The sequence below is a fragment of the Streptomyces sp. PH9007 genome, from assembly GCF_059813725.1.
Map to the genome: position 1 here is coordinate 2,821,198 of NZ_CM187440.1, position 13,696 is coordinate 2,834,893.

Sequence of the window (13,696 nt, forward strand, 5' to 3'; positions counted from 1 at the left end):
CTAACGAGCGGTCGCCCCCCATGGATCGGCAGCCGCCATGGCATTCAATCACTTACCGCCTGCCCACGACGACGTCTTACAGCCATTGTCCGTCCAACCAGTGACAGACTCGGTGCTGATGTCCCACGACCAGCCACCGCCAATCGCAGGCGTCCCCACCGCCCGCCGGCCCTCCCCGGGGGAGGTGCTGGCGCGCCTGGGCAGGCCAAGTGACCGCTCCGAGCGGATCACCCATACGGAGCACCTGCCCGCCAGAACGGGCCGTCATGCCCCCTGGCCGCAAGGGATACCGAGCGGGATCACCGACGCCGTACGGGCCGCCGGCATCGACCTGCCCTGGGCACACCAGGCACGTACCGCCGAGCTCGCGCTGGCGGGCACCTCCGTCGTGCTGTCCACCGGCACCGCCTCCGGCAAGTCCCTCGCCTATCAGGTGCCCCTGCTGACCGGGCTGCTCGACGGCGGCACCGCGCTCTACCTCGCCCCCACCAAGGCCCTGGCCGCCGACCAGCGCCGCGCCCTGCGCGCCCTGGCCGCCCCGCTGGGCAGCGCCGTACGCCCCGCCGTGTACGACGGCGACACCCCGCCCGAGGAACGCACCTGGGCGCGCGAGCACGCCAACGCGCTGCTCACCAACCCCGACATGCTGCACCGGTCCCTGCTACCGGGACACCGCCGCTGGTCCGGCTTCCTGCGCCGGCTGCGCTACGTCGTCGTCGACGAGTGCCACGTCTACCGCGGAGTCTTCGGCTCGCACGTCGCCCAGGTGCTGCGCCGGCTGCGCCGGGTCGCCGCCCACCACGGCGCCGAACCCGTCTTCGTGCTCGCCTCCGCCACCACCGCGGAGCCGGGCGCCGCCGCCACCCGCCTCACCGGGCTGCCCGTGACCGAGGTCACCGAGGACTCCGCCCCGCGCGGCGAGGTCGTCTTCGCCCTGTGGGAGCCGCCGCTCACCGAGGCCCACGGGGAACGCGGCGCGCCGCTGCGCCGCACCGCCACCGCCGAGAGCGCCGACCTGCTCACCGACCTCACGGTCGCCGGCGCCCGCACCGTCGCCTTCGTGCGCTCGCGGCGCGGTGCCGAACTGATCTCGCTGATCGCCCAGGAACGCCTCGCCGAGGTGGACCGCTCCCTGGCGGGCCGGGTCCAGGCGTACCGGGGCGGCTACCTCCCCGAGGAACGCCGTGCCCTGGAACGCGCCCTGCACAGCGGCGAACTGCTGGGTCTGGCCGCCACCAACGCCCTGGAGCTGGGCGTGGACATCGCGGGCCTGGACGCGGTGATCCTGGCCGGCTACCCGGGGACCCGGGCCTCGCTGTGGCAGCAGGCCGGGCGGGCGGGACGCAGACGGCAGGGTGCGCTGGCCGTGATGGTGGCCCGCGACGACCCGCTGGACACCTATCTGGTGCACCACCCCGAAGCACTCTTCCGGCAGCCGGTCGAGTCGACGGTGCTGGACCCCGCCAACCCGTACGTGCTCGCCCCGCACCTGTGCGCGGCGGCGGCCGAGGTTCCGCTGACCGAGGCGGACGGCCGCGAGGACCTGTTCGGCGCGGCGGGGGGCGCGCTGCTGCCCAAACTGGCCGCCCGCGGCCTGCTGCGCCGCCGCGGCGCCAGCTGGTACTGGACGCGCCGCGAACGGCCCGCCGACCTCGTCGACATCCGCGGACAGGGCGGGCGGCCGGTGCAGGTGGTGGAGCAGGCCACCGGGCGGCTGCTGGGCACGGTGGACGCGTCCGCCGCCCACTCCACCGTGCACGAGGGCGCCGTCCACCTCCACCGGGGCTCCAGCTACGTCGTGCGGGAACTGGACCTGACGGACTCCGTCGCCCTGGTCGAGGAGTCGAGCCCGCCCTGGTCCACCTCGGCCCGCGATGTGGCCGACATCTCGATCCTGGAGACGGAGACCGAGATCCCGTGGGGCCCGGCGAAGCTGTGCTTCGGCTCGGTGGAGGTGACCAATCAGGTCGTCTCCTATCTGCGCCGGAAACTGCTGACGGGCGAGATCCTGGGCGAGACCAGCCTGGACCTGCCGCCGCGCTCGCTGCGCACGCGGGCGGTGTGGTGGACGGTCACCGAGGACCAGCTGGACGCGGCCCGGATCACTCCGGAGATCCTCCCGGGCGCCCTGCACGCCGCCGAACACGCCTCCATCGGCATGCTGCCGCTGTTCGCCACCTGCGACCGCTGGGACATCGGCGGCGTCTCCACCGCCCTGCATCCCGACACGCTCCTTCCGACGGTCTTCGTCCACGACGGCCACCCGGGCGGGGCGGGCTTCGCCGAGCGCGGCTTCCACACCGCCCGCGCCTGGCTGACCGCCACCCGGGACGCGATCGCCGCCTGCGGCTGCGAGGCCGGCTGCCCGTCGTGCGTCCAGTCGCCCAAGTGCGGCAACGGCAACGAGCCCCTGCACAAGCGCGGCGCCATCCGGCTGCTCACGGAACTGCTGCGTCATGAGGCCCCGCCCGAGCCCGCGCCGTGACGGTGTAGGGACCCACGCCACCCTCGACCGAGAGGTCGGAGATCTCCCCGGCCATGTCGCAGCGCGCGAGTCGCACCCGATGCGCGAGGGCCACCCGTTCGGCCGCCGCACAGGCCGCACCCGCCCCGCCGAGTGCGTGATCGGCGGCGGAGAGCGCCGCCAGGTCGGCACCGGTGGCGACCCGCTGCCGTACCTCGACCACCTGTCCCAGGACGAGGACGGCGCCGAATGCCCCGCACAGCAGCGCCCCGACCGCCGCCCCCCACACGGAGGCGATCCCTCGATCATCCCGGCCGAGCGGCGCGTCGACCCGGCGCAGAGGGAAGGCCGCAGGTCGGACGCCCTCTCCAGAGTGGCGGGGTGGTACCGGAGGAGCCGACCGATGCTCCACCGGGGAGGGGCCGCCGGTGCGACAGCCCGCCGGCTGCCCGCGCCCCCTACCGTGCCCGGTACACCGTGTACCGGCGAACGGCCCAGGGTCGGACCGTGACGGCGGACGCCGGAGAGGCGCCAGCCCAGAGTCGGGCCGTGACGGCGGACGGTCGCCGGCCCGGGCTCGACCCGCACCTTCGCCGCGCATCGTGTGCCCGCCCGACGGCCCACGATCCGGCCGTGACGGCGGACGCCGAACAGCCACCGACCCGGCCTCCCCGGCGGGCGTCCGCCCGCTGCCGGGGGCGCGGCGGAAGGCCCCGAGGATGCCGCCGCCACGGCCCCCGTACGGAGGTGGCGGCGCACTCCGTCCACGGGCGCCGGTCTCCCGGCCCCGCCGACCCATCGCCGGGCGGACCTCCAACCCGCCGGTGACCAACCCACGGCCCTCCCGTGCTCCGCCCGGATCGGTGGAGCGGCCCGGGTCCTCCCGGACCCCGCCATGAGCGTCGGCGGGAACAGGCTGTTCCCGGACCTCGGCGTGGGCGATGGCGAAGGGGTGCTCATCCCGGGCATCGCCCTGACCGATGGCAAGGGCAGGCTCTTCCGGGGCCCGGGCCTCGGCCTGACCGGTGGCAAGGATCGGGCGCTCGCGAGGCTCGGCATGGGCGGTGGCAGCGGCGGAGACGTCGAGGCCCAGGGCGGCCGGGCCGGGGGTGCGAGCCTGGACCTCCACCCGGTGCAGCTTTTCCTCGGTGCGCAACCGGACGTCCGCGCCTTGGGGCGCCGCAGCCCGCGCCACCTCCAGCACGACAGCGGCCGGTTCGCCCCGGGCGGCGGCCCGGGCACCGGCCCGGGCGGCATCACCGCAGCGCAACTGGGTCGCCACCGCGCCCAGTGCCCACAGCAGCAGGGCGAGCAGGGCCACCAGCGCGGGCGCCACAATGGCCGTCTCGGCGGTGACATAGCCCCGTTCGCGCCCACGGCGACGCTCACAGCGGCCCACTGAACGCCTGCTCGATCGTGCCGCGCAGCAGGGCGACGACGGTGTCCGAGGTGAGCACCTGGTACAGCACGGCGGCCAGCGCCGCCGCCGCGATGGTGCCCACCGCGTACTCGGCCGTGCTCATCCCGGCGTCACGTCGCGCACCCCGCAGCGCACTCCAGTTCATCCACCTGGTCATCTCACATCAGCTCCTTCGCGAGTCCGATCACCACGGGGGCGACCCCGATCAGCAAGAACGCGGGCAGAAAGCAGAGGCCCAGGGGCCCCGTCACCAGGACCGCCGCCCGCCGGGCGGTCGTCTGGGCGGCGCGGCCACGCCGCGCCCGGCACTCGGCGGCTTCCGCCGCCACCGTGGCCACGGCGGGGGCGCCGCTGACATCGGCCAGCTCCAGCCGCCTGGCCAGCCCGGAAGCCCCGGGCAACTGGCCGAATCTCTTCCATACGGCGGCCGGCTCGCCGCCCAGCCGCAGTTCGGTGGCCGCCCGCCGCAGCCCCGCCGCGAGCGGTCCGCTCAGCGAGCCCCCCACCGCGCCCGCCGCCGCACCCGGAGCGGCGCCAGCTGCCAGGCAGGCGGCCAACAGCTCGGCCAGCAAGGGCAACTGCGGATCTTCGCGATGAGGCCGCCGCGCGCCCACCCCGGGCGACCGGAGCCTGTCGCGCCACGGGCCGGTACGGGACTCCGGTTCGCGGCCCCGCAACCGGAGCCACGCCCTGCTCGACGCCCACCGCGCCCCGGCAACGGTCCCGGTCGGTCCGGTCCGCGCGATTCTGGATGACGGCCTTCGTCCGGCAGCGGAATGGCGCCCTCGGTCATGACCGGTCCGGGCGGGCCCCGGGAGGTCAGCAGCGGTCGGCTCGGGCTCCACGCTCAGCCAGGCGACATCCCCGTCCACCTGCGCCACGCGAGCCGTGAACGGCGCATCGAGTACACCGGCTTCCCACGTCCGCCCGTCGGTTCCTCCCGACGGCTGCCCGGTGTCCTCGACGGCCGCACCACGTGGACTCCCGGGGGGACCGGGCAAGCAGGCAGGAAGGGCGTCGGCACGTGAATCCCCGGCGGCCTCGGCCACCGACCGCAGCGGTGCGGCACCCTCCTGTTCCGCGCCCCCGTTCAATGGGTCGCCCGTGTCCTCGACGTCGACCCGTCCGGGCGACCCGGGCGACCCGGGCGGCGCCTCGATGTCTGCTTCGCCGGAACCGGGCCGCCCACCCGGCGCCCACGGCGTTCCGGGATCAACGGCGCACTCCGGGGTGGTGGTTCGTGGCCCGGGTGGCCGTTCGGCCGGTGGGAGCAGTCCGGCTCGCTCCCCCAGCCGTGCGATGTCGTCCAGGAAGAGTTCGTGCGGCTCCCGTTCGCCTCCGCCGCCGCTGATGAGCCGCAGTTCGGGGCGCCTTGGCCCGACATCGTCCGAGGGCAGTTCCCCCATACGGTCCGCGGCCGTGTCCGGACGGGTCGCGGCCGAGGTCCGGGGCCACAGGTCGTGCGCCGGGCCCCGGTCCGGCCGGGCCCGGTGCCGTGAGGGGCGGCGTCGTGACCGGGTGGTCGTCGTGGCGCCGAGTTCCTTCCACAGGGCCGCCAGCCGGGCGGCCCTCGTCCGGCGTGCGGCCAGTACGCGCAGCAGCATCAGCGGGGCGGCCACCGCCGCCAGTAGGGGCAGTGCCGTGCGCAGGGTTCCGGTCATCGGGTCGCCGCCTTCTCCGCCGAGCGGGTGATGGCCGTGACCCAGGCCAGGCCCGCGAGTTCCAGCAGGACGCCGATCAGCAGGCAGCCGAGGCCGGCGGTGGAGTGCAGCAGCACACGCAGGGGTTCCACTCCCATCACCGCGCCCAGCAGCAGCCCGAACAGGGGCAGGGCGGCCAGCAGCACGGCGGTGGCGCGCGGGCCCGCGAGGTGGGCGCGCAGTTCCTCCCGTTGATCGTGTTCGGCGCGCAGCGCCCGCGCGACCTTCTCCAGGCCCAGGGCCAGGGACGCGCCGCTGTCCACCGCGACCCGCCAGCAGGCGGCCACGCCGCGCAGCCCCTCCGCTCCGGGGCGGTCGGCGGCGGCGCCCAGTGCCTGGGGCACGTCGCCGCCGTACCGGGCGGCGGCCAGGATCGCCGCACCCGCCCCGCCGAACCCGCTCACGCCGGTGGCTGCCAGTGCCTGGGACGGCTGCCGTCCGGCCCGTACCTCGGCCACCACCGAGCGGCAGAAGTCGATCACCGCCTCGCGGCGCCGGTCGGCCTCCCGCTGCTCCTGACGGCGGCGCCACCAGCGCAGCACCACGGGCGCCGCCAGGCCGGCCGCGATCAGCGGCAGCACGGAACGGCCCCACAGGGAGAGCAGTCCGCCCGCCGTCAGGCACCACAGGAGCACCCGTGCCGTGCCCTCCGCCGGTGGCTTCGGTCGTACGCGCCATCGGCGGCGGTGCCGCTTCGCCCGGTCCGGGTGACCGCCCTCCAGCACCACTCGGGCCCGGCGACCGCGCGACGGTGCGGCCGTGACCAGCAGCCACGCCGCCGCTCCCGCGCACAGCGCGACCACGAACGGCGCGAGCCGCATCAGGTACTCATCCATGCCCGCACCTCCTCCTTCCGTGTGTTTCCGCCGTCCTCCCGGTCCTGTTCACAGCTCCGCACCGCCCCTCGCGCACAGGGCCAGCAGTTCGGCGTGGCCCCGGTCGGGGACGAAGCCGTCCGCGCTCCAGTGGGCCGCCGGTGTGGTGGTGACCAGGCCGGTGGTGGGGTCGCGGTCCAGGGTGTGGATCTCGTCGATCCGGCGGCGCCCCGTGGCGCGGTCGCGCACCACGTGCACGATCAGGGAGAGGGCGGCGGCCGCTTGGCTGTGCAGGGCTGGTCTCGACAGGCCCGCGCCGCTGGCGAGGGCCTCCAGACGGGCCGGGACGTCGGCCGCGGCGTTCGCGTGGAGCGTTCCGCAGCCGCCCTCGTGGCCGGTGTTCAGGGCGTAGAGCAGTTCGAGGACTTCAGGGCCCCTGACCTCGCCGATGACCAGCCTGTCGGGGCGCATCCGCAGGGCCTGCGGCACCAGGTCGCGCAGGGTGACGCGGCCGGCGCCCTCCTGGTTGGCCGGGCGGGATTCGAGCCGCACCACGTGGGGGTGGCTGGGCCGCAGTTCGGCGGAGTCCTCGACCAGGACGATCCGCTCTGCCGGGTCGGCGAGGCCGAGCAGGGTGGCCAGCAGGGTGCTCTTGCCGGAGCCGGTGCCTCCGGTGACCAGGAAGGAGAGCCGGGCCGCGAGGACGGCCCGCAGCAGTTGTTCGCCGCCGGGCGGCACCGTTCCGGCGGCGACGAGGTCGGCCAGTTCGAAGGCGCGGGTCCTGATGACCCGCAGCGACAGCACGGTGCTGCCGCCGGCCGCGACGGGCGGCAGTACCGCGTGCATGCGGGTGCCGTCCGGCAGACGGGCGTCCGTCCAGGGGCTGGCGTCGTCCAGGCGACGCCCGGCGGTTGCCGCGAGCCGCTGGGCGAGGCGGCGCACGGCGGCGGCGTCGGGGAAGCGCACCGGGACCCGTTCCAGTCCGTTGCCGCGTTCGATCCAGACCTCGTCGGGGGCGTTGACGAGCACATCGGTGACGTCCGGTGCGGCGAGCAGGGGTTGCAGCGGCCCGGCGCCGTCCAGTTCGGACCGCAGGGTGCGGACCACCTCGCGCACGGTCGTGTCGCCCAGCAGCCGGCCCCGGTCGCCGAGTGCGGCGGTCACATTCCCCGGTGTCGGTTCGGCGCCGCGCTCGGCCAGTCGTACGCGGACCGTTTCGAGCAGGTCCGCCATGGCGTTCACGCGGCGGCTCGCGCGGCGGGCAGGGCGTGGGTGAGCAGTTCGGCGCAGAAGTGGGCGAGCGGCCCCGAGGGGTTGTCGCCGGGTGGACGGCCCTCCTCGATCTTCTGGGAGAGGCCGGGTTCCTCCGGCAGTTCGCCTGCGAGCGGCAGTCCGAGCACCTGCCCGAGCTCGGCTCCGGCCAGCCCGCCGGGCAGTCGTGGTCCTCGCGCGACCACCCGCAGGTCCCGTACGAGTGCCCCGGCGGTGCCCGCGACCCGGCGGGCGGCGGCGACGGCGCGCAGTTCGCCGGGGACCACCAGCAGGCCCAGGTCCAGTTGGGCCAGTGCCTCGGCGCCGGCCTCGTCCACGGTGCGCGGCAGGTCGAGGACGACCAGGCCGCCGCCGCGCTGCGCGGCGGTGAGGACGGACCGCATGGCCTGCCCGGTCAGCCGCAGGACGGAGCCCCGGTCCCAGCTGAGCAGGCTCACCCCGTGCACCCGGGGCAGTGATTCCTCCAGGGCGGCCCGGGAGAGCCGGCCCTGGGCGGTGACGAAGGCCGGCCAGCGTGACCCGGTGGCGCGTTCGCCTCCGAGCAGGACGTCCAGGCCGCCGCCCAGGGGATCGCCGTCGACCAGCACGGTGCGGTGGCCCTGACGGGCTGCGGTGACGGCGAGGGCGCCGGCCAGGGCGGAGGCTCCGACGCCGCCGCGCCCGCCGAGGACGCCGATGGTCAGCGCGGGGCGGCCGGTGGCCTCGAAGGCGTCGGCGATGCGGTCGGCCAACCACGGTTCGGCGTCCGGCAGATGGGCGACCTCCTCGGCCCCCAGGGCCATCCCCCGCGCCCACACGGTGTGGTCGTCCAGGTCCCGGGCGATGAGCAGCACGCCGGGACGCCGTCCCGGCCAGCCGCGGCCCTGCCGGGCGAGCGCCCGGTCGTCCCCGACCAGGACGAGCGGTGCGTCCGCCCACTGTTCGGCGGTGGGCACCCCGGGGGTGACCTCGGCGGGGGCGCCCGCCGCGGCGCACAGGCGCAACAGGTCGTCCAGCGTGTTCTCGTTCTCGGTGACGATCAGAATCGGGCGCGTGGTGGTCATGAGTCCCGTCCCCTTCGGCGGTGCGGCAGCGACGGGAATCACGGTGACCGATGTCACGGGATTACGGGGATCTCGCTGGGATTCTGTGGATAACCACAGCCCTGTGGATAACTTCGTCACCCCATTCGGTGAACCTCACGCCAAAGGCTTACCGCAGCACGACGATTACGTACGGTTAAGGGAGTGTGGATTCACCATCGCCCCGGCGCTCACGCGGGCGCATCGGTCGAGGTGGGCGCCGTAACCGGGCCCGGACATGCGACGACCCCCGCCGGGGGGGAGAGCGGGGGTCGTCTTCCACGGCCGACTCGGGGGGGAGGAGCCGGACCGGGTTAGCACGGTCGCGAACGATCCGTGACTTCCATGGTGTACCCGAGAGCCTTCTCAGGCAAACCCACGCGCCCCAGCGTACGCCGAATGGCGGCCCTTTATGCTCGGGCAGGTGGAAAACCTGTCCCAGCCGCGCACCGCCGCCTTCTTCGACCTGGACAAGACGGTCATCGCGAAGTCGAGCACGGTCACCTTCAGCCGTTCCTTCTACCAGGGCGGGCTCATCAATCGCCGTGCCGTGCTGCGCACCGCCTACGCCCAGTTCCTCTATCTGGTGGGCGGCGCGGACCACGAGCAGACCGAGCGGATGCGGGAGTATCTGTCGGCGCTGTGCCGTGGGTGGAACGTAGCCCAGGTGAAGGAGATCGTCGCCGAGACCCTGCACCAGGTGATCGATCCGATCATCTACGACGAGGCCGCCTCGCTCATCGAGCAGCATCACGCCGCGGGCCGGGACGTGGTGATCGTCAGCACCTCGGGCTCCGAAGTCGTCGAGCCCATCGGGCAGTTGCTGGGCGCCGACCGGGTGGTGGCCACCCGGATGGTGATCGAGGACGGCCGCTACACGGGCGAGGTCGACTACTACGCCTACGGCCCGACCAAGGCCGAGGCGGTCCGGGAGCTGGCCGCCTCCGAGGGGTACGACCTGGAGCGCTGTTACGCCTACAGCGACTCGATCACCGATGTGCCGATGCTGGAGTCGGTCGGCCACCCGCACGCCGTGAACCCGGACCGGGCGCTGCGCAAGGAGGCGGCGGCGCGCTCCTGGCCGGTGCTGGCGTTCGAGCGCCCGGTGCCGTTGCGGCAGCGGCTGCCGTCGCTGTCGATGCCCACCCGCCCCGCGCTGGCGGCCGGTGCCGCCGTGGTCGCCGCCGTGGCCACCGCGGGCCTGGTCTGGTACGTGGGCCGGCGCCGCGCCGCCCGGGCGGCCTGAGCGGTTCCGGCCGTTCAGGCGTTTCGCGAAGCTCCGGGCGAAAAGTAAAAAATGGCCGTTCGGGGACGATTCGGGTTTCCCTTCGCCCCCGAACGGAGTACAAAGGAATTGACGGCCCGTGAACCAGCGGCATCCGAGAGGATCCCGAGTCACAACGGCCCACGGACCGCATGACATGAACACCGGGCACCCACGCGAAGCCGACCCGCCAACCGGGCCAGCCGCACAGGGAACGGGGCGCGAGTCCCGCACCTGATCGGCTCACTGTCGCGCACGCACTGTTCACTCGGCGTTCGATGTCGGTCGGCGGCGCGGCGTCACAGCGGCGCCGCCGCTTCATGCCCCGGCCCGGCCGCGACCCGGGCTCAGGCCGCTCCGCGCTGCAGGGCCTCGCAGACGGCCACCGACTCCCGTACCCCCAGCTCCACCGCGCGCCCGCAGTGCGCGATCCACTGCGCCATGCCCTGCGCCGTACCGGAGGCGTAGCCGGCAAGGGCCTGGGTGTACGCCTCGGTTCCGGTCTCGGCGTGTCCGGCCTCGGCCGGGGCGACGCCCTTGGGGTCCAGGCCCGAGCCGAGCAGCACGATGCGCTGGGCGGCGCGAGCGACGAGGCCGTTGTGCGTGGTGAAGGGGCGCAGGGTGAGGAGTTCGCCGTGCACGACGGCCGCCGTGACCAGGGCCGGCGCCGCGGAGCCGGTCACCAGCAGCTGGTTGAGGCCGTCCAGCCGTGCCGCCAGCTCATCGGCGCCGGGCAGCGGGATCTGATCCTCCGCCAGTGCGGGCTCGGTGACCGCCTCGCCCGCCAGCCGGGGGCGGCCGATCGACTCCTGCGACGCCCCGTCCGGCACGCCCCCGGAGGCGGCCAGCAGGTGCAGCCGGGCGAGTACGCGCAGCGGCGTCGCGCGCCACACCTGAAGCCAGCCGCCCGCCTCGGCGGTGACCCGCAGCGCGGCGCCGATCGTCCGGGCCTGGTCGCCGTCGCCGAAGTCCGTGCGCCGGCGTACCTCTTCCAGGGCCCAGTCGGCACCGGCGAGGGCGGCGGAGCCGCGGGCGCCGCGCAGGGCGGCCTCGCCGGCGACCTCGGTGGCGCGGCGGCGCATCACCCGGTGGCCGTACAGCCGGTCGACGGCGGTACGGACGGAGGCCACCGTGTCGGGGACCCCCGGCAGTTCGGCCAGGGGGGTGAGGGGGTCGGCGGGGGTGTTGGCGTGCATGGTGCCGAAGCTTAGGGCTTGGCTCGCGGGGGGTCGCCGGGCCACTACGCTAATGAACATGAAGATCGCTTTCGTAGGCAAGGGCGGCAGCGGGAAGACCACGCTGTCCTCGCTGTTCATCCGGCATCTGGCGCACCGGGGGGTGCCGGTCACGGCGGTGGACGCCGACATCAATCAGCATCTGGGTCCGGCGCTCGGCCTGTCGGACGAGGAGGCGGCAGCGGTGCCGCCGCTGGGCGGGCGGCTGCCGCTGATCAAGGAGTATCTGCGCGGCGACAACCCGCGGATCCTGTCGGCCGAGACGATGATCAAGACGACGCCGCCCGGCGCCGGTTCACGGCTGCTGCGGCTCGACGAGGACAACCCGGTCTTCGCCGCCTGCGCCCGTACGGTGGAGCCCGTCGCGGGCGGCCGGCCCGTACGGCTGCTGGCGACCGGGCCGTTCACCGAGGAGGACCTCGGCGTGGCCTGCTACCACTCCAAGACCGGGGCGGTGGAGCTGTGCCTGAACCACCTGGTGGACGGGCGCGAGGAGTACGTCGTGGTCGACATGACGGCCGGCAGCGACTCGTTCGCCTCGGGGATGTTCACCCGCTTCGACCTGACGTTCCTGGTGGTGGAGCCGACCCGCAAGGGGGTGTCGGTGTACCGCCAGTACCGGGAGTACGCGCGGGACTTCGGGGTGGCGCTGCGCGTCGTCGGGAACAAGGTGCTGGGCGCGGAGGACGAGGAGTTCCTGCGCGCGCACGTCGGCGACGATCTGCTGGTGACGCTGGGGCAGTCCGACTGGGTGCGGGCCCTGGAGCGCGGGGTGCGGCGGCCGTTCCCCGAGCTGGAGGAGGGCAACCGGGCGGCGCTGTCCGTCCTGCACCGCGAGGCGGACGCGGCGTACGAGGGGCGGGACTGGGAGCGCTACACGCAGCAGATGGTGCACTTCCATCTGAAGAACGCCGCGAGCTGGGGCAACGAGCGCACCGGGGCCGACCTGGCGGCGCAGGTCGACCCCGGTTTCGTGCTGCGGGAGGAACGGGCGGCTCAGGCGGTCGGCTGAGTGTCGGGCCGAGTGTCCGGTTCGGTGGCCGGCTCGGCGGGCGTGGTCAGGAAGGTCTGCCAGCCCTCGGCCGGCTGCTCCCCGACATCCAGGGTGCGCAGCTTCTCCAGGACCTCCGGGTCCTGCGCGTCAAGCCAGTCGACGAGTTGCCGGAAGGAGACGCAGTGCACGTCCTCCTTCGGACACACTTCCTTGATCACGTCCTCGACGGCGTCCATGTACACGCCGCCGTTCCAGCTGTTGAAGTGGTTGCCGATGATCAGCGGGGCGCGGTTGCCGTTGTGGGCGCGGTCGAAGGCGGCGAGCAGGCCGTCGCGCATCTGGTTGCCCCAGGTGGTGTGCATGGCGGGGTCGCCGCTGCTGGGCCCTGACTGGTTGACCATGAAGTTGTAGTCCATGGACAGGGTTTCGAAGGAGCGGCCCGGCATGGGGACGGCCTGGAGGGGGACGTCCCAGATGCCGTCGGTCTGCTCGGGCCATACCTGCTTGCCGTTGCCGCTGGAGTCGTAGCGGAAGCCGAGTTCGTCGGCGGCCTCCAGGAGGGCGTCGCGGCCCTCCAGGCAGGGGGTGCGTCCGCCGATGAGTTCCTTGTCGTAGTCGAAGGGCAGGGGTTCGAGGTCGGTCCAGCCGGTGGTGCTCTTCCAGTTCTGCACCATCCACTTGGCCTGCTCGGTCTCGCTGATCCAGTCCTGGGCGGACCAGCTGTCGACGCCGGAGGGGCCGCAGAAGTGGCCGTTGAAGTGGGTGCCGATCTCGCTGCCGTCCAGCCAGGCGCCCCGCACCTGTTCGAGGGTGGCGGCGATGTTCTCGTCCTTGAGGTAGCCGATGTCGGAGGCGCCGGCGGAGTGGCCGGGCGGCTGGTACGCCATGCGTTCGGCCTCGGGCAGCAGATAGACGCCGGAGAGGAAGTACGTCATGTGCGCGTCGTACTCGCGGCCGATCTCGCGGAACCGGGAGAAGAGTTTGTTGCTGTCCTCGCCGGCGCCGTCCCAGGAGAAGACGACGAACTGTGGCGGCGTCTCGCCCGGTTCGAGCCGGGTCACCGCGGGCTGGTGGGGCTGGGCTCCGGTGAACGCGGTGGAACCGTCGCCGATCAGCTGCGGGGCGATCTTGGCGGGGGCGTCGCGGGCGGCGGCGCCCTCTTCCTCGCCCGTGCGGTCGGCGGCTGTGCCGGAGCTGCCGCCGTCGCCGCTCCCGCAGCCGGTCAGGCCGAGCACCAGGGCGGTGAGCACCGCGGTGCCCGTCACCGCCCCCGACCTTCCGCGCCGTGTGTGCCCTGTGCGCCGCGTGCCCCGTGGATCGCCCGTGCCGCCTGTGCCGCGTGTGACCGCCATCGGTCCTCCCGCCGTACTGAGTGCCTGGTGGCCGGGGTGGTCCGACCTGGACTCAACCTCTCCGTAAATCCGGTGAGATGTTTGTACGACAAGCGGCTTTTATGATTACTTCACTCAAT

11 protein-coding genes and 1 pseudogene are annotated in these 13,696 nt (G+C 74.0%); 3 read left to right on the forward strand and 9 right to left on the reverse strand.

Going from position 1 to position 13,696, the window contains the following annotated elements; genetic code table 11:
- Positions 1-37 precede the first annotated feature (37 nt).
- Positions 38-2,485 carry a DEAD/DEAH box helicase gene (locus ACTFAP_RS12850; RefSeq protein WP_500469135.1) on the forward strand — a complete coding sequence of 816 codons (2,448 nt, stop codon included), beginning with the start codon at positions 38-40 and terminating at the stop codon, positions 2,483-2,485.
- Here ACTFAP_RS12850 and ACTFAP_RS12855 read toward each other — a convergent pair.
- From ACTFAP_RS12855 to ssd, 7 genes and pseudogenes are all read right to left on the reverse strand, one after another.
- On the reverse strand, positions 2,439-2,753 hold the full coding sequence (locus ACTFAP_RS12855) for an Rv3654c family TadE-like protein (protein ID WP_500469461.1): 315 nt from the start codon (positions 2,751-2,753) through the stop codon (positions 2,439-2,441). The two genes, ACTFAP_RS12850 and ACTFAP_RS12855, sit on opposite strands and share 47 nt — an antisense overlap.
- An 819-nt stretch (positions 2,754-3,572) precedes the next feature.
- A pseudogene (locus ACTFAP_RS12860) lies at positions 3,573-3,863 on the reverse strand (TadE family type IV pilus minor pilin); the annotation flags it as partial.
- The gene (locus ACTFAP_RS12865) at positions 3,850-4,041 is read right to left on the reverse strand and encodes a DUF4244 domain-containing protein (protein WP_495684659.1); all 192 of its coding nucleotides are present in this window, start codon (positions 4,039-4,041) and stop codon (positions 3,850-3,852) included. The pseudogene ACTFAP_RS12860 and the gene ACTFAP_RS12865, both read right to left, overlap by 14 nt.
- Before the next feature lies 1 nt (position 4,042).
- Positions 4,043-4,462 (reverse strand): type II secretion system F family protein, encoded by a 420-nt coding sequence (locus tag ACTFAP_RS12870; protein WP_400011370.1) that lies wholly within the window; start codon positions 4,460-4,462, stop codon positions 4,043-4,045.
- A gap of 1,079 nt (positions 4,463-5,541) precedes the next feature.
- Positions 5,542-6,420, reverse strand: a complete 879-nt coding sequence (locus ACTFAP_RS12875) for a type II secretion system F family protein (RefSeq protein WP_500469136.1) — start codon at positions 6,418-6,420, stop codon at positions 5,542-5,544.
- Between the two features lie 48 nt (positions 6,421-6,468).
- Positions 6,469-7,632: a TadA family conjugal transfer-associated ATPase gene (locus ACTFAP_RS12880; RefSeq protein ID WP_500469462.1), complete on the reverse strand. Its 1,164-nt coding sequence runs from the start codon at positions 7,630-7,632 to the stop codon at positions 6,469-6,471.
- A gap of 5 nt (positions 7,633-7,637) precedes the next feature.
- The gene (gene ssd / locus ACTFAP_RS12885) at positions 7,638-8,714 is read right to left on the reverse strand and encodes a septum site-determining protein Ssd (protein ID WP_500469137.1); all 1,077 of its coding nucleotides are present in this window, start codon (positions 8,712-8,714) and stop codon (positions 7,638-7,640) included.
- Positions 8,715-9,144: 430 nt separating this feature from the next.
- Here ssd and ACTFAP_RS12890 point away from each other — a divergent pair, with 430 nt between their 5' ends.
- Positions 9,145-9,978: an HAD family hydrolase gene (locus ACTFAP_RS12890; protein WP_390118305.1), complete on the forward strand. Its 834-nt coding sequence runs from the start codon at positions 9,145-9,147 to the stop codon at positions 9,976-9,978.
- 365 nt (positions 9,979-10,343) lie between these two features.
- On the opposite strand, the gene ACTFAP_RS12895 is transcribed toward ACTFAP_RS12890, so the two are convergent.
- A complete protein-coding gene (locus tag ACTFAP_RS12895; protein WP_500469138.1) occupies positions 10,344-11,192 on the reverse strand; it encodes a Fic family protein in 849 nt (282 codons plus the stop codon).
- A 58-nt stretch (positions 11,193-11,250) separates the two neighbouring features.
- Here ACTFAP_RS12895 and ACTFAP_RS12900 point away from each other — a divergent pair, with 58 nt between their 5' ends.
- Positions 11,251-12,243, forward strand: a complete 993-nt coding sequence (locus ACTFAP_RS12900) for an ATP-binding protein (RefSeq protein ID WP_375878285.1) — start codon at positions 11,251-11,253, stop codon at positions 12,241-12,243.
- Here ACTFAP_RS12900 and ACTFAP_RS12905 read toward each other — a convergent pair.
- Positions 12,228-13,577 (reverse strand): polysaccharide deacetylase family protein, encoded by a 1,350-nt coding sequence (locus ACTFAP_RS12905; RefSeq protein ID WP_500469139.1) that lies wholly within the window; start codon positions 13,575-13,577, stop codon positions 12,228-12,230. The two genes, ACTFAP_RS12900 and ACTFAP_RS12905, sit on opposite strands and share 16 nt — an antisense overlap.
- Between the last annotated feature and the right edge of the window lie 119 nt (positions 13,578-13,696).

Coding starts and splice junctions, on each gene's coding strand:
- ACTFAP_RS12900 (WP_375878285.1), top strand. CDS start 11,251: ATGAAGATCGCTTTCGTAGGCAAGGGCGGCAGCGGGAAGACCACGCTG.
- ACTFAP_RS12890 (WP_390118305.1), top strand. CDS start 9,145: ATGCTCGGGCAGGTGGAAAACCTGTCCCAGCCGCGCACCGCCGCCTTC.
- ACTFAP_RS12905 (WP_500469139.1), bottom strand. CDS start 13,577: ATGGCGGTCACACGCGGCACAGGCGGCACGGGCGATCCACGGGGCACG.
- ACTFAP_RS12865 (WP_495684659.1), bottom strand. CDS start 4,041: ATGACCAGGTGGATGAACTGGAGTGCGCTGCGGGGTGCGCGACGTGAC.
- ACTFAP_RS12850 (WP_500469135.1), top strand. CDS start 38: ATGGCATTCAATCACTTACCGCCTGCCCACGACGACGTCTTACAGCCA.
- ssd (WP_500469137.1), bottom strand. CDS start 8,714: ATGACCACCACGCGCCCGATTCTGATCGTCACCGAGAACGAGAACACG.
- ACTFAP_RS12875 (WP_500469136.1), bottom strand. CDS start 6,420: ATGGATGAGTACCTGATGCGGCTCGCGCCGTTCGTGGTCGCGCTGTGC.
- ACTFAP_RS12880 (WP_500469462.1), bottom strand. CDS start 7,632: ATGGCGGACCTGCTCGAAACGGTCCGCGTACGACTGGCCGAGCGCGGC.
- ACTFAP_RS12895 (WP_500469138.1), bottom strand. CDS start 11,192: ATGCACGCCAACACCCCCGCCGACCCCCTCACCCCCCTGGCCGAACTG.